The 21295-nt window shown below is 65.4% G+C and carries 23 protein-coding genes; 13 read left to right on the forward strand and 10 right to left on the reverse strand.

Going from position 1 to position 21295, the window contains the following annotated elements:
- The first annotated feature begins 465 nt into the window (after window positions 1–465).
- Complete coding sequence (locus ACQP1O_RS28690; RefSeq protein ID WP_433561553.1) at window positions 466–1110, forward strand: hypothetical protein; 645 nt, start codon at window positions 466–468, stop codon at window positions 1108–1110.
- Between the two features lie 210 nt (window positions 1111–1320).
- Here the strand turns inward: ACQP1O_RS28690 and ACQP1O_RS28695 are convergent, their stop codons facing one another.
- Entirely contained in the window at window positions 1321–2085 is a 765-nt protein-coding gene (locus ACQP1O_RS28695) for a TetR family transcriptional regulator (protein ID WP_433561554.1), read from the reverse strand.
- A gap of 93 nt (window positions 2086–2178) precedes the next feature.
- Here ACQP1O_RS28695 and ACQP1O_RS28700 point away from each other — a divergent pair, with 93 nt between their 5' ends.
- Together ACQP1O_RS28700 and ACQP1O_RS28705 are read left to right on the forward strand one after the other, a co-directional pair.
- Window positions 2179–3390 (forward strand): FAD-dependent monooxygenase, encoded by a 1212-nt coding sequence (locus tag ACQP1O_RS28700; RefSeq protein ID WP_433561555.1) that lies wholly within the window; start codon window positions 2179–2181, stop codon window positions 3388–3390.
- 447 nt (window positions 3391–3837) lie between these two features.
- The gene (locus tag ACQP1O_RS28705; RefSeq protein WP_433561556.1) at window positions 3838–4191 is read left to right on the forward strand and encodes a hypothetical protein; all 354 of its coding nucleotides are present in this window, start codon (window positions 3838–3840) and stop codon (window positions 4189–4191) included.
- Window positions 4192–4443: 252 nt separating this feature from the next.
- Here the strand turns inward: ACQP1O_RS28705 and ACQP1O_RS28710 are convergent, their stop codons facing one another.
- Entirely contained in the window at window positions 4444–4794 is a 351-nt protein-coding gene (locus ACQP1O_RS28710) for a DoxX family protein (RefSeq protein ID WP_433561557.1), read from the reverse strand.
- 49 nt (window positions 4795–4843) lie between these two features.
- Between ACQP1O_RS28710 and ACQP1O_RS28715 the strand changes: the two genes are divergently transcribed.
- Complete coding sequence (locus ACQP1O_RS28715) at window positions 4844–5215, forward strand: winged helix-turn-helix transcriptional regulator (RefSeq protein WP_433561558.1); 372 nt, start codon at window positions 4844–4846, stop codon at window positions 5213–5215.
- A gap of 169 nt (window positions 5216–5384) precedes the next feature.
- On the opposite strand, the gene ACQP1O_RS28720 is transcribed toward ACQP1O_RS28715, so the two are convergent.
- On the reverse strand, window positions 5385–5708 hold the full coding sequence (locus ACQP1O_RS28720) for an Ig-like domain-containing protein (protein ID WP_433561559.1): 324 nt from the start codon (window positions 5706–5708) through the stop codon (window positions 5385–5387).
- Between the two features lie 675 nt (window positions 5709–6383).
- Between ACQP1O_RS28720 and ACQP1O_RS28725 the strand changes: the two genes are divergently transcribed.
- The 3 genes from ACQP1O_RS28725 (at window position 6384) to ACQP1O_RS28735 (ending at window position 8859) form a co-directional block, all read left to right on the forward strand.
- A complete protein-coding gene (locus tag ACQP1O_RS28725; protein WP_433561560.1) occupies window positions 6384–7118 on the forward strand; it encodes a dienelactone hydrolase family protein in 735 nt (244 codons plus the stop codon).
- 665 nt (window positions 7119–7783) lie between these two features.
- The gene (locus ACQP1O_RS28730) at window positions 7784–8182 is read left to right on the forward strand and encodes a hypothetical protein (protein ID WP_433561561.1); all 399 of its coding nucleotides are present in this window, start codon (window positions 7784–7786) and stop codon (window positions 8180–8182) included.
- A 5-nt stretch (window positions 8183–8187) separates the two neighbouring features.
- Window positions 8188–8859 (forward strand): TetR/AcrR family transcriptional regulator, encoded by a 672-nt coding sequence (locus ACQP1O_RS28735; protein WP_433561562.1) that lies wholly within the window; start codon window positions 8188–8190, stop codon window positions 8857–8859.
- A 612-nt stretch (window positions 8860–9471) separates the two neighbouring features.
- Here ACQP1O_RS28735 and ACQP1O_RS28740 read toward each other — a convergent pair.
- Window positions 9472–10065, reverse strand: a complete 594-nt coding sequence (locus ACQP1O_RS28740; RefSeq protein ID WP_433561563.1) for a hypothetical protein — start codon at window positions 10063–10065, stop codon at window positions 9472–9474.
- Window positions 10066–10762: 697 nt separating this feature from the next.
- Here ACQP1O_RS28740 and ACQP1O_RS28745 point away from each other — a divergent pair.
- Window positions 10763–12310, forward strand: coding sequence for an amidase (locus ACQP1O_RS28745; RefSeq protein ID WP_433561564.1), 1548 nt, complete (start codon window positions 10763–10765; stop codon window positions 12308–12310).
- Between the two features lie 247 nt (window positions 12311–12557).
- On the opposite strand, the gene ACQP1O_RS28750 is transcribed toward ACQP1O_RS28745, so the two are convergent.
- The gene (locus tag ACQP1O_RS28750; protein WP_433561565.1) at window positions 12558–13088 is read right to left on the reverse strand and encodes a hypothetical protein; all 531 of its coding nucleotides are present in this window, start codon (window positions 13086–13088) and stop codon (window positions 12558–12560) included.
- A gap of 139 nt (window positions 13089–13227) precedes the next feature.
- Window positions 13228–13653, reverse strand: a complete 426-nt coding sequence (locus ACQP1O_RS28755; RefSeq protein ID WP_433561566.1) for a MarR family winged helix-turn-helix transcriptional regulator — start codon at window positions 13651–13653, stop codon at window positions 13228–13230.
- Window positions 13654–13732: 79 nt separating this feature from the next.
- Here ACQP1O_RS28755 and ACQP1O_RS28760 point away from each other — a divergent pair, with 79 nt between their 5' ends.
- Window positions 13733–14587 (forward strand): SDR family oxidoreductase, encoded by an 855-nt coding sequence (locus ACQP1O_RS28760; protein WP_433561567.1) that lies wholly within the window; start codon window positions 13733–13735, stop codon window positions 14585–14587.
- Between the two features lie 82 nt (window positions 14588–14669).
- Here the strand turns inward: ACQP1O_RS28760 and ACQP1O_RS28765 are convergent, their stop codons facing one another.
- Complete coding sequence (locus ACQP1O_RS28765; protein WP_433561568.1) at window positions 14670–15119, reverse strand: hypothetical protein; 450 nt, start codon at window positions 15117–15119, stop codon at window positions 14670–14672.
- 735 nt (window positions 15120–15854) lie between these two features.
- Window positions 15855–16046 carry a hypothetical protein gene (locus ACQP1O_RS28770; RefSeq protein WP_433561569.1) on the reverse strand — a complete coding sequence of 64 codons (192 nt, stop codon included), beginning with the start codon at window positions 16044–16046 and terminating at the stop codon, window positions 15855–15857.
- Between the two features lie 442 nt (window positions 16047–16488).
- Between ACQP1O_RS28770 and ACQP1O_RS28775 the strand changes: the two genes are divergently transcribed.
- The 3 genes from ACQP1O_RS28775 (at window position 16489) to ACQP1O_RS28785 (ending at window position 18189) form a co-directional block, all read left to right on the forward strand.
- Window positions 16489–17373: a helix-turn-helix domain-containing protein gene (locus ACQP1O_RS28775; RefSeq protein ID WP_433561570.1), complete on the forward strand. Its 885-nt coding sequence runs from the start codon at window positions 16489–16491 to the stop codon at window positions 17371–17373.
- Window positions 17370–17573 carry a DUF397 domain-containing protein gene (locus ACQP1O_RS28780; RefSeq protein WP_433561571.1) on the forward strand — a complete coding sequence of 68 codons (204 nt, stop codon included), beginning with the start codon at window positions 17370–17372 and terminating at the stop codon, window positions 17571–17573. The genes ACQP1O_RS28775 and ACQP1O_RS28780 overlap by 4 nt, the downstream gene beginning before the upstream one ends.
- A 148-nt stretch (window positions 17574–17721) precedes the next feature.
- Complete coding sequence (locus ACQP1O_RS28785; RefSeq protein ID WP_433561572.1) at window positions 17722–18189, forward strand: hypothetical protein; 468 nt, start codon at window positions 17722–17724, stop codon at window positions 18187–18189.
- A gap of 19 nt (window positions 18190–18208) precedes the next feature.
- On the opposite strand, the gene ACQP1O_RS28790 is transcribed toward ACQP1O_RS28785, so the two are convergent.
- A complete protein-coding gene (locus ACQP1O_RS28790) occupies window positions 18209–19243 on the reverse strand; it encodes an asparagine synthase-related protein (RefSeq protein WP_433561573.1) in 1035 nt (344 codons plus the stop codon).
- A 146-nt stretch (window positions 19244–19389) separates the two neighbouring features.
- On the opposite strand from ACQP1O_RS28790, the gene ACQP1O_RS28795 reads away from it, so the two are divergent.
- Window positions 19390–19704, forward strand: a complete 315-nt coding sequence (locus tag ACQP1O_RS28795) for a hypothetical protein (protein ID WP_433561574.1) — start codon at window positions 19390–19392, stop codon at window positions 19702–19704.
- A gap of 34 nt (window positions 19705–19738) precedes the next feature.
- Here the strand turns inward: ACQP1O_RS28795 and ACQP1O_RS28800 are convergent, their stop codons facing one another.
- Window positions 19739–21295, reverse strand: coding sequence for a sensor histidine kinase (locus ACQP1O_RS28800; protein WP_433561575.1), 1557 nt, complete (start codon window positions 21293–21295; stop codon window positions 19739–19741).

The following is a 21295-nucleotide window of genomic DNA, read 5'->3' on the forward strand; positions in this document are numbered from 1 at the left end:
GCGATGAGTGCCGAACTTTGCTCGAACCAAATGTTCAGCATCAAGTCCGGCTTCTTGCCCTCCATCACACCCCCGAGCTGCGCCATCGGCGCAGGACTCTGGTCTCGGCCAGACCAGACCAAGTCGAAAGATAGGTACGGATATATGTTGGAGGACAGAGGTTTTGGGAGTGTCAGGTAGTGAAAGAAGGGCCATAAAGGAGAGGTCCACAAGGGGGCGCGTCGCGCGCCGATGTTGCGTTCGCATGTGAGTTGCGTTGGGAGAGGACCACAACCGCAAGGGTTGCGAGCGCAGGCGGCGACACGTACAGGGTTCGTATGCAGAAGGACCACAGCGAAGGGATTACCTCTTACGCGGGGAGATGGTCGAGGAGATGGGCCGGGTGCGCGAAGCCCCGGCGCGGGCCGCCCGCAAGCCCTAAGCTGACCGCGGCCAAGAGCACCCAAGGACATCAGGAGTTAGACAATGGCTACACCTCGCGAGGCCCTCCTGGACCTGCGCCGGGCCGCCTCGGCAGGACTGCTCGATCTCGACGGGTCCGGCCCCGCCTCGCGCGAGGCGGTGCGGGTGCGGGAAACCCTCGTGACGCCGCACTTCGGTACCGTCGCCTGGTCGGTTCCGCCGAGCTACCGGGCGCTGCTGGCGGAGCACAATCGGCTGTGCTGCCATCGGGAGGAGGATGATCGCGAGCGCGAGTTCGTTCTCGTGGACGAGGGGGAGCTCGTCGGGTTGAACGCCGACCTGGTGCACATGCCCGAGGGGGTCAGTCGCGAGCCGGGGCGGTACCTGTCGACCAATCACCTGGTCGGGTTCGCCGAAGCCGGTTACGAGGCGGTGTGGTGTTTCGATGTCGCGCAGCCGGGCGGAGACGGCGAGTACCCGGTCTACTACCACCATCAAGATGAGCCGCGGGCACGCTACCTCGCGGACGGTGCGTGGGAAGAGCAGGCCGACGCCGTGCCCGACTTCCCGTCGTTCGCGGCCTGGTTCGAGGCGATGGCTGCGGCCTTCACCTCCGCGCAGCCGCCGGCCTGGTTCGACGAGATGGGCACCCCGGCCCTGGTATGGCTCGCCCGTGACGGGATCTTCCAGGCCGGCGGCCGGTACTGATCGGGTGCGGCCGACCGTACTCGATCGCGGTGGCTCTCGAGACCGGAGGCCAAGGTTATTGGTTGCGATCTCGGCGATGCCGATGTCCACGCCGACCTGTCCACAGGCCTGCTGGGGTTCTCCGCCCGCATGGACGCCGCGCAGGCCGCCGAGGTCAACATCGCGCCGGAATACTCGAACCAGACCCGCACTGTCTCAAAAATATTCTCATTATGAGACGGTGGGTCGATTGTGGGAAGTTGTGAGATTCCGGTACACGGTTGCGCGGGATACGCCCAGGGCGGCGGCGATCTCTTCGACGGTATATTCGCCGGAATCCCGCATCCGTCGGGCGGATTCGACCATCGCCGAGGTCATCGCGCCTGGTCGGCCACGGCTCGTCTGGTGCCGCGGGGTGTCGACGGGCTGTTCCGGCGAGGGCGTGACGAGACGACCGGGCTGTGGCCCACCCAGCAGTCGTCGCACTCCGTCGAGAATCGCTGCCCGCAACTGCCTTTCGGGCTGGTCGGCGAAGATCACCACGGGGTCGCTGAGTGCCGCGTAGACCTGCGCGGCCCGTACTCGTGCGGTGAAATCGGCACCGGGACCGGCGATCAGCTCCTGCGCGGTCAAGGCGATGTCGCGCAGCCGCACGTAGGTTGCGGTATCAGCCGACAAGGCCTGGTCCTGCATGTGTATCCGCAGCAGCGATCGATGCTGTAGCCAAGTATCGAGCAGCCCTTCGGTCACCGCCCATCGTCGCGCGTCGGGGTCCTGGATGGGCCGAACGGATTCGAGCATGGCCTCGGTGTCGGCCAGCAATGGCTCGACCAACGCGATGACGATGTCGCTCTTGCTTGGAAAGTGATAGAGCACAGCGGTTTTCGTCAGGCCGACCTGCTCCGAGATTTCCCGCACGGAGACAGCGTGGTAGCCGCGCTCGGCGAACATCACCAGAGCGGCCCGCAGGATCCGGGTACGCGAATCGTCAGTCACGGTTCCCGATCCTACTCCTTGACTGACCAGCGGTCAGCGACCTATCCTCGAATTCTGACCAATGGTCAGTGGTTTTGAGACAAGGAGAACGCCGTGAAGAACGAGCGAATTCTGATTTCCGGTGCCGGTATCTCCGGGCAGGTGTTGGCGTACTGGCTTGCGCGGCACGGATTTCGGCCCACCGTGGTCGAACGAGCACCTCGGCTGCGGACCGGCGGGCAAGGGGTGGACATCCGCGATCAGGCGATCGAGGTGGCCGAGAAGATGGGAATCATGGCGCGCGTGCGGAATTCCGCTGCCGACGTCGCGGGTATGCGGTTCGTCCGCGCCGACGGCCGCGACCTCGCTCGAATCGACATGCAGGGCATCAAGGACAAGTACGGCAGTACCGAGGCGGAGATCATGCGTGGCGATCTCGTCCAGATCCTGCACGACATCACCGCGGAGAACGTCGAGTACGTCTTCGACGACTCCATCCGCGAGCTCGAGCAGGACAACGACGGCGTCACCGTCACCTTCGAACACGGGCCGACACGACGCTTCGACCTGGTGATCGGAGCCGACGGCCTGCACTCGGCGGTCCGGCGACTGACCTTCGGCCCGGAGTCCGAATTCGTCCGGCACATGGACCACTACTTCGCCTTCGGTAACGCAGACTCGACGCTGGGACCCGATCGGTGGATGACGGTGTTCAACACGCCGGGTCGCTTCGCCGGGATCTACCGCTCGGGTAATCACGCGCAGGCCAAGGCGTACCTCATGTTCCGCAGTCCACGGCGCGATATCGACCTGCGTGACCAGGAGGCGGCCCGGGCGCTGCTCGCCACCGAGTTCGGTGGCGAAAACGACTGGCACGTACCGGAACTGCTCGAGGGCGTGCTCGCCGACCCGGACGCTTACATCGACGCGCTCGGCCAGGTCCGCATGAATTCGTGGTCGGTCGGTCGGATCGCACTGGTGGGCGATGCCGCCTACTGCGCGTCTCCGGTCTCCGGTGCCGGGGCCGAACTGGCGCTGATCGGGGCCTACCGGCTCGCCGGTGAGCTCGCAGCCGCCTCCGGTGACCATCGGATCGGCTTCCACCGTTATGAGCAGGCCCAGCGACCGTTGGTCGACCGCAAACAACAGATCGGCCCCAACCTGCGGCTGATGGCACCGAAATCACGGGTGGGCATAGCCGTTCGCAATATCATCACCCGCCTGCCGATGCTGGAATCGATGGCCGGAATGGAACGCATCATGGCCCCCAAGTCCACCGAGCAGCTCCCCGATTACGACCTGCCGACAGCTTCGACCGCGGAATGAACATTCCTGAGACTTACTTCAACCCAGATCGGGTACCGGTGGGACTGTCCGAACCGACAGTACCTACCGGCCCCCTCGCGGTTCGATGCACTCGAGCAAAAGGCAGATGGCTACCGAAATCCGCAGGGCACGTAGGCCGTGACTTCGCCAATGACTGTCTGGTGGCGGAGGGAATGCTGGATCAGCTGCGGACCGGCCTGCCGTGGCGGGACCTGCCGAACACCTCGGGCCACTACTGACAGCGACCGAATCGGTCATATCCCTCCAGATCCTGAATCCGACCTACCAGCGCTGGCGTGACCGACTGGCTGCGACCGGCGGAGGAGGCGGCACGGATACGTCAGTGGACCACGATCGCCTGATGGCACAGGACCGAAAAACTGGGACGAATGGGTTGCGGCCCTGACGATTTCACTACCGAGGATGGGGCCCAATAGCTTTCTCTGAGTGAGAATCAGTGACAGTCGGATGGTTGCATTCCACATGGGGATGTTCGGTGACGAGCTCAGGATCAGCATCCCGAACTTCTCTTTCGGCAACGCAGGCATAGCGGGTCCCTCCGATGTCTGTGCGCCGACCGACTGGACGGAATACACCGAGCATCAAGGCGGAAGAGGCTGGCACCGTTCGGTCGCCTGGCCAACGCGTTATCAGGACTATCGCTCGATGGCACAGTGCGCGACCGCGTTACTCCGCGCAGGAAGCCCAAACCGTCTTCCCTCCGACGTCGAGTTCGAACCTTGGGCCTACGATGACGCCAACACTCCGGACATCAGCGCGCTGGGTCGGCGTTCCAGCTGAGTCTCGCTCCATCCGACAGCGACACGTCCTCGCCAAGGCAGATGTCAGGGCGTATCCGGGCCTCCGTCCCAACGCACTCATCTGCCGCATACCGCGCTGACTCGACCGGCCAGCGCGGGTCATCGGAAGATCAACTGGCCGTGCCGATCCGAGGCCAGGCGGAACGTCCGCTATTGCCGATTCCAGGGTGTTCGGACATCGCGTGCGACGTGAAGGCGGACAACCGAGACTGCGAGGTTGGGCTCGCGGAGTTCAGGCGACATCGATAACGAGCACGACTGACGTCGCGATCGAGAGCGCGAGGAAGCCCACGGCTCCCAGCATGTTCCGGTCGCCGCTGCGGAGGTGGGCGATGATCGCGCCGGTGAAATAGAGCACCAGCCCGATCACGGCGGCGATCGCGAAGGGCGGGAACCAGATTCCCCAGAGGAGACCGACCGTCGCGGCGATCTGCAGGCTCCCGAGCGCGGTGAGCTGGGAGGTGGTGAGGTGGATCGCTTCGGCGAATTGGCGTATCCACGCGGGGCGCAAGAACTTCATCACTCCGGACTGGAGCATGGCCGAAGCGAGCAGGACAGACAAGATCAGGGCTGCGATGTGCATGACGGCTAGGCTAGGAATCCGACAGGTACCTTTTGGTAACCTTCGGACCGTGAGTCCCCCTGCCGGAATCATGTTCATGTCCGACTGTCCCGCCCGCACAGCAATCGAGATCGTCGCGAACAAGTGGTCCGTAGTCACCCTGTACGCGCTCCAGGATGGCCCCAAGCGGCACAGTGAACTTGTCGCTTTGTCGGGCGGTATCTCGCGGAAGGTGCTGACCCAGACCCTGCGCCGCTTGCAGAGCAACGGCCTCATCGATCGACAGCGGTACGCCGAAGCGCCCCCACGGGTGGAATACAGCCTGACCCCGCTCGGCCGGACGCTCCAGGAGCCGATAGCGATGCTGACGCAGTGGGCGCAGACGCATGGAGAAGCACTCCTCGACTTCCAGGATTCGGCGGCCGCGAACCAGACGCACTAGGTTCCAGACAGCCCACACCATGTGCCGCTGATCGTTTCCGCGCGGCCGAGATCGCCCACCAATGCACTCGCATTCAGCTGATCGTGCTGGCCGAAGCGGCCAGCACGACGTCCCGGAAGAACTGGCTCACTGTCAGCGCATGCGGTCCGGTCATGGACCAGTCACGGACCTACGAACACGTGGCGGGCTTGACCTCGATCTGACGAGCGCCACCTCCAACCTGGACGCCGTCCTTGTACTTGACGACCGATATCCAGCGAACTCCGGCTGCGGTCGGGGTCCATGTGACCGTTGCCTTGCCGTCGATGAGGGCACTGCCGCCGAGCGGAATCTGGTTGTCGAAGAACGACACCTGACCCGTACGGTTCGGCTGGTTGTCGTAGACGGTCAGGACAAACGGCTGTCCCACATGAGGCTCTGCGGTGAGGATGCACAGCTCCGGCACATCCGCCGTCGCGGTGGCCGCAGGGGCCACGAGGAGAATTGATGCCATAGCGGCCAGAATGAGACTGAACTTCTTCACTGAGTCCTCCAGTATGTGCTGCGACGGAAGGCACTGTGCCAGAAGCATTTACACGCCCGCAGGCACCGCCCCCACCCCCGTCGATCGTTGTTCAGGCGGTACAGACGCGATCTTGCCAAGCACCACCGACAGATTCGTGCTCGCGCGCATTTCGACACCCGATCTCGGTTAGATCTGCCAGATCGGCAGGGACAGTGGAGGTTTCACGGTGCGGTGTGGTCAGTCGAACCCCGCTGCAAGTTGAGGCTCCCCGGTGGCGTCTGGCATACCCAGCGCAGCATAAGGGCTTGACCACGGGGCCGCCGACAGGCTCAGAGCGAGTCGTGCACCAGCGAGCGATCGAACGCACTCATCTGCCGCATACCGCGCTGACCGAACCAGCCAGCCCGGGGCGCCGGCGCCGGGAACCTGGAGCGGCGCAGAACGCCCGCTATTGCCGAGTTGCGTGCGTCCAGCTACGGAGCCACCGCGAAAATCCGTTGGCGAACGAGGGCGACCACTGCTACCTTTCCGGAGGCCGTGCCAGAGAACGAGGAGGTGGTATCCGTGAACGCAGTATCGACATGGGTGCTCCCCTCCGGGGTCACGGTCGGGCGATAGGTCGTCCGGGAGCGCCGTTCAACAGCACTCCCGAAAGGCACGACCGTGCAGTTCATTACCGAACAGCGCCTCGACGACGACATCCTCGAACGCGCATTCACCCTCGGCGAGATCCCCGGCATCCTGTGGACGCCCGGATCCGCATCCACACCGGTGCCGCTGATCCTGGTCAGCCCCCCTCCCCTCGGGCTGCGCCAGGCGTACCCGCGACTGCTGGCCCGGGCCCGGCACGCCGTGGCGGAGGGCTACGCCGTGGCCACCATCGAGCTCCCCTGGAGTGGTGACCGGCCCCGTTCGGTCGCCGCCGATCAGGCCCTCACCGACCTGCGCCGGGCGCTGGCGGCCGGCGGGCCGGTCGACGACGAGATCGTCGACCGGCTCATCCTCCCGCTGGTCGACAAGGCGGTCCCGGAATGGCGGGCCACCCTGGACGCCCTGCTCGCGCTGCCCGAGATCGGCGGCCCGGTCGGCTACTCGGGCGGGGTGATCTCCATCGGCACCCGGCTGGCGGTGGTCGAGCCGCGGATCGCGGCCGCCGTTCTGTTCGCCGGGAGTTTCGTGCCCCGCGCCATACTCGAGCAGGCCCGGCAGGTCAGCATTCCGCTGCATGTGCTGCTGCAATGGGACGACGAAGGAAACGACCGGCAAATGGCCCTGGATCTGTTCGACGCCTTCGGCTCCAAGGAGAAGACGCTGCACGCCAATATGGGCGGGCACACCGGCGTCCCGCAGCACGCCGGGGAGGAGGCGAACCGGTTCTTCACCCGGCACCTGAAGTGAGGCCGGGCCGTCAGGCCAACCGCAGACAATAGAGCCGTCGGCCAGGAGCCGCTATCGAGGACAGGTCCCGGCCCTGCTCGATAGCGGTGGCCGCCGTCGACGCACTGTCATACCGCGACCCGCGCTGACCGAACCGGCCAACGCGGGGCATCGGAAGATCAACTGGCCGTTCCGATCCGGGTCTGGCCGAACACACCGTTATGCCGAGTCTCGCGCAACCGGCATAGCCTCGCCCTACTGATCCCAAATCGCCGGTATTTCGCCAATTCCTCAGTGGTTGTGCGTGATTAGACCAGTCGACTGCAACATCGGCTGGCATACAGCTGTGCACTATCCTGCCGCATTGCGAGCTGACCGAACCTGCCAGCGCGGGGGCGGCGGCGGCCGGTGCCGAACGTCCGCAACTGCCGACTTCAGCGCATCAGACGCGGCGCGCGCTTTGTGCGGCAACTCAGTAGGCCTGACACGCCACGCCGTCTCGGCGCCGAGTTCGCGGAAGAGACGGTGCTGCCGACCCGGCCGGTGGTGATCACGCATCGCATGCCGATGCCATCCTCGGCACAGATTTTGACGCTCGCCGTGTTGCGACACCCATACTTGAACACGTTCAAGAAATGACCTAATCTCACAGTTGAACACGTTCAAATCAGCAGGGAGCTGGGATAATGAACCTTGTCGTCGTCACATACGCGACCTACACGACCATCAGTTTGGCGGTCACGTTCTGGGTGGCACGGGTCCTGCATCGCACCGGCGCGCGGTTTCTGGTGGATGTCATGGATGGAGACAGCGACCTCGCCGAAGCCGTGAATCATCTACTGGTCATCGGGTTCTGGCTCGTCAACGCAGGATTCGTGGCACTGGCCTTGCGCATCAGCGTCCCGGTCGACGATGCGCGCGTCGCAATCGAGGAACTCGCCAAGAAGCTTGGCATGGTCCTGCTCGTACTCGGCGGCATGCACTTCGCAAACCTGATCGCCCTGAACAAGATCCGCCGCAGCAGGCATTGGGAGCAGCAAGCCAGTGTCCCCCCGGCTCCGGTCGACACCGCCCTACTAGCCTGAGCCGCATGCCCCGCCCCGAGCCCGCGACCGCGCGCGGCGAGGAAACTCGCCAGCAGATCATCGACGCCGCCCTGCGCCTGTTCGAGCAGAACGGCTACACGAAGACCACCATGCGCGCGATCGCGGGCGAAGCCGGTGTCAGCGTCGGCAACGCCTATTACTACTTCACATCCAAGGAACACCTGGTCCAGGGCTTCTATCAACACATCCAGGCCCTGCACCAACAGCAGGTCGAGCAGGCCCCCCGCAGCGACTCCCTCGCCGCCCGATGGCAGGCGATGGAACTGGCCTTCGTCGACGTAGCCGCGCCCTACCACGAGTTCGGCGGCAAGTTCTTCGCGATCGCCGCCGAACCCACTAGCCCGCTCAGCCCATTCAGCGACGAAAGCCGACCCGCCCGACAGGCATCCACCACCATCATGGGGAACCTGGTCATCGGCACCGACGTCAAGGGCGACAAGCGGCTGATGGCCGAGCTGCCGAATCTGCTGTGGCTGGCCCACATGGGCATCGTCCTGTTCTGGGTCCACGACCGCAGCCCCGACCAGGAACGCACCCGACTGCTGATCCGCCGAACCGCCCCACTCGTCGAACGCATCGTGGCACTATCGAGACTTCGTCCCCTGCGCCCCGTCCTCTACCCAGCCCTGGATCTCATCCAGGACCTCAGCAACTAATCAGGCGCACCACCGACGAAGGCATCGGGCCCGCCGTCGAGCAGCGGTCATCCCATACCGAAACCCAAGCACACGAACGTATCCCCCATACCGCAGGTCACCGGCCATGCCCAGGCTGGCCGAACGCACGCCCTTGCCGCATAGCGCGCTGTTCAGAACGGCCAAATCTGCTTGCTGGCAAAACGACTGCGCCCCCGGACAGCCGGATGAGGGCGCAGCGGAGTATCTACCAGCAGCGATACCGGCGCTGCTCTATTTCTTCGCAGACGCTGATCCGCTTCGGAACTCGACCCGCTTGACCTCCACCAGGAGACGTGCATCGCCAGTCACCCGATGACAACGCGATTCCAGTCGTCGAGACTGCATGCGCGCCGGTCCACCGAGTGCACGACCACGACCCATACAAGCTCCGCGCACACCGACCCCGACAGCGAAACGCCCTGCCGCCCAACATCTTCAGCCGACTCCGCCACGGCGGCAATGCGGACCGGTCCAAGTCGAGTCAGGTTCCGAAGCCAAATAACCTCTGACCTCGTACGCCGTGGCGGCCAGCGCTGCCGACGAACGCCCTATCCCTGTCGCCGTTACGGACGTTGCCGAGTTCGATGGCGTTCAGAACTTGCCGGTGTGGTGTTCGATTCGATGCCCGAGCCGGGCGGCGAATTCGGTGATGAAGTCCTCGGTGAGGGGCGGCCAACCCCAGAAATCGAAAGCGAGGGCGCCCAGGGCGAAAGCGTCCGCCCATTCCCAAGTGGTGATAGGACTCGGCGTGGTGCAGGAGGGGCAGATTGCCGCACCGGTGCCTGTTCGTTTCCAGGCGTCGATCGCGTCCGAGAACGGCTGCCATACAGCGGGATCGGCTTCCCATTGGTGCGGATAGTCGATGATCACGGTGGTGGCCTGGCAGCCTGGGCATACCGAGGAGGTCGGTTCGATGCCGCCCTGTCCGGAGTAGTGGTCGTGGCGTCCGACGATGACAGCGACGGGGCCTGGAATCCAGTCGCCGCCCCATTCCTCGGTGATCTGCGGCCAGTCAGGGCCTGGCACATAGCCCTCGTCGACCTGGAGGCTGTACATCGCGTCGCGCGAAGTCTCCCGCAGCAGCCATCGCCGCGACACCATCCAGTCCACCATGTGCTCGGCCAGCGTGCTCGCGTCCACCGAGGTCACATCGAGGTCGACAATTCGTTCGAAATGGTCACCCATACCCGCATCCTGTCACCGGGGACCGACACCCGTACCCGAGCTCCTGGCCCGAAGTCCGCGGCCTCCAATAGATCTGACCGTGCCGAAGGTTCACGAAATCCACTGAGCCTGGCCGATCCGGATTCCGCGCGTGGCCGAACACGCCGCGTTCACCGTCGCCACCGATGTCCCGGTCTACTTCTGTGATCTGAAGAGTCCGCGGCAGCGCGGCAGCAAGTCGCCGTCCTGGTCGGGAGGTGCCCCCTACGCCAGGCCGAGACGAGAGCGCAGTCGCAATACTGGCCATAGTGGAAACAAGTGAGCGCTCATGGCGTGTTCAGCGCTGACCGAACCCGGCCAGCGAGGGGCATCGGAAGAGCAACGGGCCGTAGGCATCCGGCGCCGGCCGAACGTACGCTATTGACGAGGACCGGACACCGATGCTGATGAAGCTGTCCGGATACACGTCGGTTCGCAGCCTCGTGAAGTGCTCGAGGGTGTCCCGATGAGGGTTTGCTGGCCTTCCGCGCCGACACCGAACTCGCCACGCGCCGCCACGCCGGCGATCGGGCGAACCTTCTTTCAGCCCGAGAGGAACATGACGAGTACTGAGATATCTATCCCGTTGTGCGAAAAGGCATTTCATGGCCTTCGCCAATGACGCCAGCCCACCGCCAACACCATGACCTGGGGCGGGCCACTTCTGATGGCGGATCGAGTGCGTGACATTGCCGGTGACGGTGGCCCGTTCGACTTGCCCGTTGTGCGGAGCGGCATTTTATGTCCTCTGTGGCAGGCCAATAACGTCGGATTCATGGAGTGGAATTTTCGGTCGGCCGAAGAGCTCGCGGCTGCCTTGCGTGTCGGTGCGGTGACCTCGGTGGAACTGACCGACGAGGCGATCGCCCGTATCGAGCGGGGCGACAAGGTGATCAACGCGATCTGTGTGCCGGACTTCGATAATGCGCGGGCCGCCGCGCGCTATGCCGATCAGGCGCGCGCCCGCGGCGAGGACCGGCCGCTGCTGGGTATTCCGGTGACGGTCAAGGAGTCCTACGACATCGCCGGGCTGCCCACGACCTGGGGCATGCCGCAGCACGCGAACTATGTCCCGACCGAGGACTCGGTACAGGTGTCGCGGCTGAAGGCCGCCGGCGCGGTGGTGCTCGGTAAGACCAATGTGCCGTTGATGCTGCGAGATATCCAGAGCTTCAACGAGATCTACGGCACCACCAACAACCCGTGGGATCACGGTCGCACGTCGGGCGGGTCGTCCGGCGGTTCGGCGGCGGCACTGGCATCCGGATTCGGCGCGCTGTCCATCGGCTCCGACCTTGCCGGTTCGCTGCGCACCCCCGCGCATTTCTGCGGCATCTACGCACACAAGCCGACACTCGGGCTGGCGCCGACCCGCGGCATGGTCGCGCCGCCCGCGCCGGCACTGCCGATCGATCTCGACCTCGCCGTCGTCGGTCCCATGGCGCGCACCGCCCGCGACCTCGCGCTGCTGCTCGACGTGATGGCCGGACCGGACCCGCTGACCCACGGCGTCGCCTACGACGTCTCACTGCCGCCCGCGCGCCACGAGCGGCTATCGGACTTCCGTGTCCTGATCATCGAGGACCATCCGCTCATTCCGACCGGATCGGCGGTGCGGGCGGGCGTGAACCGGGTCGCCGAGGCGCTCGTCGACGAGGGCGCCCGCGTCGAACGGCACAGTCCGCTGCTGCCCGATCCGACCGAAGCGGCGACGCTCTACATGCAGCTGATGCTGTCGAACGCCGCCGCAAGCCTTTCCGTCGACGTGTACGAACAGCTGCAGACCCACGCCGCCGCCCTGCGCGCGGACGACCGGAGTCTCGATGCGGCGCGGCTGCGCGGCATGGTGCTCAGCCACCGCGACTGGGTCGAGGCGAACAACCGTCGCGAACTCCACCGCCACGGCTGGCGGCAGCTGTTCGCCGAGTTCGATGCCGTGGTGTGCCCCATCACACCCACGCCCGCCTTTCCGCACGACCACAACGGAGGTCTGGAGAACCGGCACATCGACATCGACGGCGTCGGGTACCCGTACTTCGACCAGCTCGTCTGGGCCGGTATGGCCACCATGCCGGGCCTGCCCGCCACCGCCATACCAGCGGGCCGCTCCCCCGAGGGCCTGCCGGTGGGGGTGCAGCTCATCGGTCCGATGTTCGAGGACCGCACCCCGCTGCGGCTGGCCGAACTACTCGAGCAGAAGATCGGCGGCTTCCAGGCACCGAAGTAACGGGCCCTAGCGGAAATCAACGCACCGAACTCATCTCGGCTCGAAGCCAGTTCGCCTGATCGATCGCCGAGTGGCACCTCTTGGAGGCGATTTCGGGCAAATCGCCTCCAAGAGGTGCTCGATGGCTGGGCTGCAGGCTGGTTGGCCGATGAACGCACTGAACTGCCACGTTGAGTGCGGGTGACGAAGGAGGGATCCTTACGCGGTGAACCGCACCGCGGTCCGAACAGCGGGGGCAGTTGTTCGTCTATCCCTGGGCATCCCACCACCGGGCGAGGTTGGTATCCGGCCTGTCCGGGCTGGTGAAATGGAATGGCACACCGAGGGTGTCGGCGAGTGCGCGGCCGACCGAGGTAGCCTCTCGAGCCTCTGGGTACGGAGGTACCTCGCCATTGAAGAGGCGGATGTCGCCGCCGTGCCGGATCGGTGCGAGATAATGCTCAGCTCGGGAGCTCCGCGTCACGGCGACCAGACAGACCATCCAGCCGAAAGTGTCTCCGTCCCAGACTGCTTCGATCGCGTCGGGGCGTTCGGGTAGTTTCGCTACCTTGTTGACCAGAATCTCGAGGTCCAGCGGTGGAGTCGGCCTGATCCACGGCTGCCCCAGCTCGGCGTACCGCTCGACGAGCAGGTCCATGCACTCGTTGATGCCCGGTCGAGGCTCGCCGAGGATGTCTCGGATCTCCTTGATGGCGAGAACCTTGCGGTCCTGGGCGATCAGCTCATCGACACGAACCCGAAGATCAGCAGACATCCGCTCCCACAATGGATCCTTCATGCACCCAACCTCGCGTTTGCGCGTAACCGCGCAAGTATAGGCAGTCGGCCAAGCGTGCAGATCGGCGCCAGCCGCCGCCGGTGAACTCACTGAACTGCCGAATGTCGTGTATTTCGTGTGCTGTTTGATCGGGTGTTGGTCAGTCTGTGAGCAGGATGGTGAGCAGGGTGCGGAGTTGGTGTTGTTGCTCGCTGGTCAGCCGTGCCAGGGGTCGGCTGGCGAAGGGCATGCGGGCTTGTAGGTCCTCGGCTACGCGTCTGCCCTGATCGGTTGCCGCGACCAGGCGCACTCGACGGTCATTCGGATTCTCCCGGCGCTCGATCAGGCCGCGGGTCTGCAATTTGTCGACGAGAGCGGTGACATTCGACGGCTCGGTGTGCAGGTGTTCGGCGATCCGCCGGGTTACGACCGGTTCCTGTACTGCCAGCAGCGCTTTGGCCTGCATGGGCGTCAACCCATGGGCGCCGGCCGCTGCCTCCGCCTCGGTGGCGTAGCGGCGATTGATCGCTGCGAACAGCCCCACTACCTCGCCCGTCAGTTCCCGCTGCTCCTGCTCGCTCGACATGCCCTCCACTATAGCTATATCCCATAATAATTATGATGTATTATGATTATGGTTCATAACCAATAGCCAGGAGGAACACATGAGCCCGTCCATCGACCGGAAAACCGTCCTGATCACCGGCACCTCGACCGGCATCGGACTGCACACGGCCATCCACGCCGCCCGCTCCGGCTGGCAAGTCATCGCCACCATGCGCGACACCGCCCGCTCGACCGCACTCGTCGAGCTCGCCCGCCACAACGGCGTTGCCGACCACGTCGAGGTCCGACAGCTCGACGTCACCGATCCGGCCTCCGTCCACCGCTGCGTCTCCGGCGTCGTCGACGACCACGGCCACCTCGACGCACTGATCAACAACGCGGGCGCCGGCCACCTGGGCACCCTCGAACTCGAGGACATCGGTGAGATCCGCGCCGTTATGGAGGTCAACTTCTTCGGCGTCCTCGAAGTCACCCGCGCCGTGCTCCCGCAACTGCGCGCCACGCACGGACGAGTATTGACCGTCAGCAGCGTCGGCGGGGTCATCGGACAGCCGTTCAACGAGGCATACTGCGCCGCGAAGTTCGCCGTCGAGGGCTTCATGGAAGCGTTGGCCCCGGTAGCAGCGCAGACCGGGGTCGCGGTCAGCATCATCGAACCCGGTGCCGTCGCAAGCGAATTCGTCGCCAACGTCGGCGGACGCGAGATACTGGCAACGAATGCGGCCGGACCGTACGCTGCCGCGCTGGCCGCCTACCGCAAGCGCACCGAGGGCGCCTTCGCCAACGCCCAATCCCCCGAATCTGCCGCCCAGGCCATCGTCGAAGCACTCGACGCCACCGACCTCCCGTTCCGAGTGCAGACCTCCGATACCGCCCGAAACTTCGTCGCCGTCAAACTCGCCGACCTCGACGGCGCGAAAGTGCAGGACATGACCAGCACCTGGATCGGGTGAAGCAGCCAACCACGATCAGGCGCGTCGTACCCGGATCCGGGCGAGCAAGCATCCGTTCATCGCGCTGACCGAACCGGCCAGATCAGTCCTTCCGTTTCCGGTAGCTGAGTAGGGATATGCGCAGACCCCTGAACGCGTAGGCGGCCGCCCACACTGAAATCACAATGAGGACAACGAACATCGGTAGCCAGCTGCTCTTATGATGATCGACGCTCCACCAGACCGCCGTGAACAGAAGCGCGCAGACAAACAGCAGGATGTCGCGCAAGCCGCCGCGATAGGAGGCGGCCACTCTGCGCAGCGACTGGTATCGGTTGACGGCTGCGACCAGGTCGTCGATGCGACTATCGATGCTCTCTTGGAGTTCGGCTCGCCGCTCCACCGCCTCCGGAGGTAGGCGTTCCAGCAGTTCCATGTCCTGCTTGATCGTCTTGCGGACGTCCGGGCCCTTCAGATATCCCGCCGCTGCACCGAGAGCCAATCCACCAGCGATGGGTGCGATCCCCACGGCAAGGTCAACCAAAGCGGCCATGCTTCCGTCTCCTCAGCGACACCATCGATATCACGGCAAGAGCACTGCCCGGATCATATGCCCGGTTACATACCCTTGTGTGGATCGCAACGCCGACCTCGATATATCCGGTCATGCTGGATGTCGAAGTCGATCCAGCGGCGGGCGCCGCAGAGATTGGCTGCGATGCGGAATAGTCGGAGGCGTTCTGATGGGCAATTCTGTTGGTCGCCTTGATGATCCGTTGAATGGTGGTAGATCTGCCGGATCACGTGTGGCCGGGTCAGAGTGCGAACAGCGGGAACAGTTTCGAGCCTTGGAATGCGACGATCCTGGTGATGCCCTCGGATGTGATTGTCAGTACGTGCAAGGCGTATGGGTGGAGTGCGCCGTGGCCGCGGACGTAAACCGCGAAGGCGGGTTGTCCATTGGCTGATGTTGTGATCAGTGAGGATGGGCCTATCGCCCGCATGGCGGGGGCGGCGTGCTGTTGCTCGGCGTTCGTCTGGTCGGAGTCGCGGACGCGCAGTCCGCTGGTGCCACGTTCTTTGCTGCGAAACCCTCCGGTTGATCATGGCCAATATGAGAGCCGAAACGGACTTCGGCGCGGCCTCCGGACTGATGGAAACCGCGTGCGAATTCGGTGGTTCGACGGTGATCGCCGCCGCATCCACCATCCTGCTGAGCTCTCGCACCGACTTCCTCCACGGAGTGCACGGCGGGTACATCGCCGGTTGTCGCCACCGGTGGACTGGATCACCAGATGTTCCAGGTTCCCCTGAGCGGCTTGCCTTCCCGGTCCGCACGCTCCAGTTTCGGAACCAAGCCGGTGAAGTATCGCCGGGTGTCGCGGGTGTCGTCGCAATGCTGATGCTGTTTCAGACCATGTTGTGCCGCTTGCAGATTCATGACCGGATAGTCCGGTGCGTCGTGCGAGATGAAGGTCATGGCCTGCTCCCCGTCGTCCGGTCGCCCGCACGGATCACGGCGATGGCCTGGCGCTTCTTGCCGCACACGGACATCGGGCACGATGCATGGACTCGGAGGACATCCCGCGCGTAACCGACCGACATCGCGCTGATCGCCTCATGATTTTCGATGGGTGTGCCGTACATGGCTGACGCTCCGGTTGTCGGCGTTGATGTTTGGTGGCCCCCGGCCGCCGGTACGGCCTGAACGTGCGACCCGCGTCGAAGGGCACACAATCGGAACTTGTTGACCGGGTCGGCTGTTCAGGTTCTCGGCGGCCGGGGGTGAATACCAGTAGACAGCCACCCGTTCATTGACGGAAGATTCCAGGGCAGGAGTACTCGAATTTTCTCCCCGTCTTCCAAACCCCAGCACGAAAACCATTCCAAATCAGCACACAAACGATAGTGAGGCTAACGGAATGATCGGTTCGACAGTTCCCCGCAGAATGTTGGGGCGCGAACTTCGGAGGCTGCGTGAGACATCCGGAGTCAGCGTCTCCAAGGCTTGTGCCGTCATTCAGTGTTCGCCGCAGACCATGTGGCGGCTCGAAGGCGGCCAGGGCGGGGTCAAACTGAAAACCCTGTACGTCGAAGCCCTTTGTAAGCTTTACGAAGCCTCCGACGAAGATACTGCCGCCCTGCTCGGACTGATAGAAGAAGCCCAGCGCCCCGGTTGGTGGCACTCGTACGGCGACTGCGTACCGGAACACTTCGACCTCTACTTGGGGCTCGAGCAGTCGGCTCGCCGCTTCACCGCATGGCAGACGACATTCGTTCCGGGCCTGATCCAGACGCCGGCCTATCGGCGTGCCCTGGAGTGGACGGCCTTCCCCGGAATGCCCACCTCGGCCGTCGAACAACGTGTGGAACTGATCATGAAACGCCAAGAGCGGTTGGAAGATCCAACGTTCTCGGCAGCCGTCCTGCTGTCGGAGTCCGTACTGGGTCACGAGATCGGTGGACCGGCTGTCATGGCCGATCAAATCCATCAACTGATCAAAGTTGGGCAGCGGCGTAATGTGTCGATCGGTGTTGTGCCGCAAACGGTCGGCGCGCACCTAGGGCTTCAGACGTACCACTTCGTTCTGCTGGAGTTTCCGCCCCGATCATCGCCGGAATCGAAGACCAAGTGGATCGAACCGCCCGTGGTCTACGTCGAGGGGTTCACCGGTGCGCTCTACCTCGATCAGGCGGACAAAGTGGACCGTTACCGTAGCGCTCTTGTGGAAATCAAGCGCCGTGCGTTGGATGAGCAATGCACACGGGACTTGTTGGCCCACAAAGCGAAGGAGTATGCGGTATGAGCACCACCCGACAGGGTGCCCAGTGGTACAAGAGCAGCCGTTCAGCATCTCAGGAGGCTTGCGTGGAAGTCGCGCACTTCGGCTCCGAGACCGGCGTCCGGGATTCGAAGAACCCCGGCGGGCCTGAGTTGATGTTCCCCGCCGACCAATGGGCTATCTTCAACGCGGCCGTGCAGGACGGAAAGTTCGACCGGTCCTGACCGACCACGACAACCGTGGGAGTCTGGGCGTGGTGTCCGGGCTCCCCTTCTTCATGCGTGACAAGATCTCCCACCAGCCTCGACACGTATACGACATGATCCGTTGAACACTCATCAAAGGAGATGTGCGATGCAGGTTAGGTCAGCAGTGGTCACCGGCGGCGCAGTGGTCGCCGGGTTCTTGGCAAGCGTTGTTCCGGGTGTGGCCCACGCAGATTTCATCGATCCGGCGCCCTACGTGGACGCCAATGGGGTGGCGTGGTTCAACATGGCGGGAAACAACTGTTCGATTACTCCGAATGGTGTTGTGGGGTGCGATCTTCCGACGCCGGCCGCGATCATGTCGATGACGATCGCGGGTATGACGATCCCGGTGCCCTACGTGCCGGCCGTTGCCATCGACACGGCCTACTTTCCCTCGCACCCGCAGTGGAGCTCCAATGGCGGCCACACTCTGCAGGGTGGCAATCCGGCGATCGTGCCGGGGGTCGACCAGTACACGACGTCGGTCTACTACGCCGGAGCCACGTGCACGGTGTCGGTCCGCAATGACGTGGTGTGCTCGGGGATGAGTCACGAGTTCCGCGTCGCAGGGCTTCAGGCGTCCGGAAACTGAACCGGGACAGCCGGATCGGTCACCCGTCTCGCCGCTGATCGCGCAGGAGAAGCGCGAGATAGAGGCGGGTGGCCACGGCGTCGAAGGGTTCGGTGCCGGGATCGGAATAGGTGCGTGCGCCGGGGAGGTCGGAGGTGTACGCACGGGCGGCCTCGGCCAGCGCGCCCATGATGCCTGCCGACCGCTGGATGGCGGACTTCTCGGCCCACGCCAGGGAGCGGGCCGAGTCGGGCAGTAGCCGCTCGCAGGCGATGCGGACGCACAGCTTGTCGGCGGGAGCTCCGTCGTGCAGGCCGAACAGTGCTGGGGGCGCGAGGGTTTGGGCGAGTTCCCAGAAGCGGGCGGTTTGGAAGACATGCACGATGTGGTCGGCGCGGTCGCCCAGGATGCGGGGATAGAAGTCCGGGACGAGCCGGTCGACGGTGAAGTTGTGGGCGGATTCCGTGCGGGTGATGCGGTCGAGTTCCGCGGTGGCCTCGGATGAATCGATCTGGTGCGCAAGGGTTTTGCCGCCCGCGAAGATGGCGTCCGCCCCGCTGCCGGTCAGGATCGGGCCGGTGACGCCGAGGCGGTCCAGGACCGGCTGGATGGCGAGCATCGGGACGGCATAGGAAACCTCCCACAGCTCGGGCACTTTCAGGCGTTCCAGCGATTCCCGGGCCAGCGCCGCGACGGCGGGGCCGTCCAGTTCGACGATGTCGTGCGGCAGACCGAGTGCGGTGGCGGCGGCCGTGGCATTGGCGCGATCGGTGCCGTCGGCGGCCAGCACGGTGAGGGCGTGCGGGCGCCGGCCCAGGGCGACGGCGGTGGCGGCCAAGAAGATCGAGTCGACGCCGCCGGACAGCAGGATGACCGGGTCGGCGGGCATGGCCTCGAACACCGCGCGCAGCCGGTCCCGGGTCTCGGCCGCCACCAGTTCGGCGGCGTGCCGGGGATCGGTGAGACGGCGTGAATCCGGGTCTGGGGTGGCGATATCGCGCAGGTCCGCGACGAATTGCATGGGTGCGCCGCTCTGGGCGGCGAGGGCGGTAAGTGCTGCGTCCGGTCGTCCCACGCGGCTCAGCCTACTGCGGCGCGACACCGGCTCGGATTCCCAGCCGGCACATAGGTCGGACCCATGGCCCACCCACATAGGGGCTTTTGGATAGAAGTCACGGCAGGCCGGTCGGCCCGCCGCCCCTCCGAGAAAGGTTCTGCACGTTGAAATCCTCGTCTGTGACCCCGTCCCGCCTGCGCCGCGTGACCGCCCGCATCGCCGTGGCCGGCGCGCTCGCCGCGGTGCCGGTGGCCGCGCTGGCCATCCCCGCCTCGGCCGCCACCACCGACTCCGGGATTCCGGTGGTCAGCCAGATCGCCGACCCGGATTGGAATCACGATCGCGGCGGCGACAACCAGGACCAGCACGACCGCCCCGGCGACCAGGATCGACACGACCGGCCGGGCGACCAGGATCGCGGCCCGGATCAGCCCCAGCCGCAGCCGCAGCCGCAGCCGCCGACCGGATCCTTCGGCTGACCGTCACCGCCGCGGGCTGACCGCCGCTGTGCACTCAGCCCGCGGCGGGCAGGCGCACGGTGAATTCCGTTCGGCCGGGACGACTTTCGACGGCGATGGCGCCGCCGTGCGCCTTCACCACCGCCGCCACGATGGACAGGCCGAGCCCGGTGCTGCCGGCGCGTCGCGAGCGCGACGAATCACCGCGCGCGAAGCGTTCGAAGACCTCCGGCTGCAGTTCCGTGGGGATACCCGGTCCATCGTCGGTGACCCGCCAGATCGCCCCGCCCCGGCCGTCCTCGGCCAGGGCGGTGGTGACCCGGGTACCGGGTCCGGTGTGCACGCGCGCATTGGCGAGCAGGTTGGCCAGCACCTGGTGCAGGCGGGCCGTGTCACCGGTGACCACGATCGGCTCGGGCGGTAGTTCCAGCGCCCACTGTAGATCCGGGCCGGCGATGTGGGCGTCGCTGACCGCGTCCACGGTGAGCCGGGTCAGATCCACCGGCGTGTGCTCGATGCCGCGCCCGGCGTCCAGGCGGGCCAGCAGCAGCATGTCCTCCACCAGGGTCGTCATGCGCCGCGACTCGGAGTCGACACGGCTCATGGCGTGCGCGACCACCGGCGGCAGCGTATCCCGTTCCCGCAGTGCCAGTTCCGCGTAACCACGGATGGAGGACAGCGGGGTGCGCAGTTCGTGGCTGGCGTCGGCCAGGAACCGCCGGATCCGGGTCTCGCTGGCGTGCCGGGCCTCCAGCGCGCCCGCGATGTGGTCGAGCATGCGGTTGATGGCCATGCCGAGCTGCCCGACCTCGGTGCGGGCGTCGGCGTCGGCGACCGGAACCCGCACGGGCAGCGTCACTTCCCCGCGATCCAGCCGCAGGTCCGCCACCCGCGCGGCGGTGGCCGCGACCCGATCCAGCGGGGTCAGGGCGTGCCGGATGAGCCAGATGCCCGCCGAGGTTGCCACCACCAGGACCACGGCGGTCACGATCAGCAGGATCAGGAACACCCGCATGAGGGTGGCGTCGACCGAGGCCAGCGGCAGACCGGTGATCACCGTCTTGCCCGACCAGGTGGTCTCGGCGAGCACGCGATAGTGGCCCTGGCCCTCGATATCCAGCGAGACGGGCTTACCGGGAGCGACGGCGGCCAGCTGCTTGCGGGCCGCCTCCGACAGGGCGGACTGCACGCCGTCGCTGCCGACGCGGCCCGCGGTCACCGAGTGGTCGCGCTCCACGAGCGCGCCGACCGTATCCGGTTGGATGCTGCGGCGATTCAGGAATTCCGGTCCCGGACCGGCCGACTCGCCCGTCGACGGCGGCGGGCCGGGGGCATTGTGCTGGTCCGGCGGCGGGCCGAGGCTGGGACCGCCACCCGCGTCACCGAGGGCATGTTCTGTCGTCTCGGTGAGGCCGACGTCCACCTGGTGCACCAGGAACTGTTGCAGCGCAAGCTCGGTCGCGATGCCGATACCCACGACCACGACCACCAGCAGCACCACCTGCCCGACCAGCAGCCGCCTGCGCAGCGACCAGCGGCGGCGCGGCTTCGGCTCGGCGGGCCGGCCCGAGGGTGCGGGGAGCTCGTTCACGGACTCATCGCGTCGATTCAT

The sequence above is a fragment of the Nocardia sp. CA-151230 genome (assembly GCF_050942175.1).
Lineage (GTDB): Bacteria > Actinomycetota > Actinomycetes > Mycobacteriales > Mycobacteriaceae > Nocardia.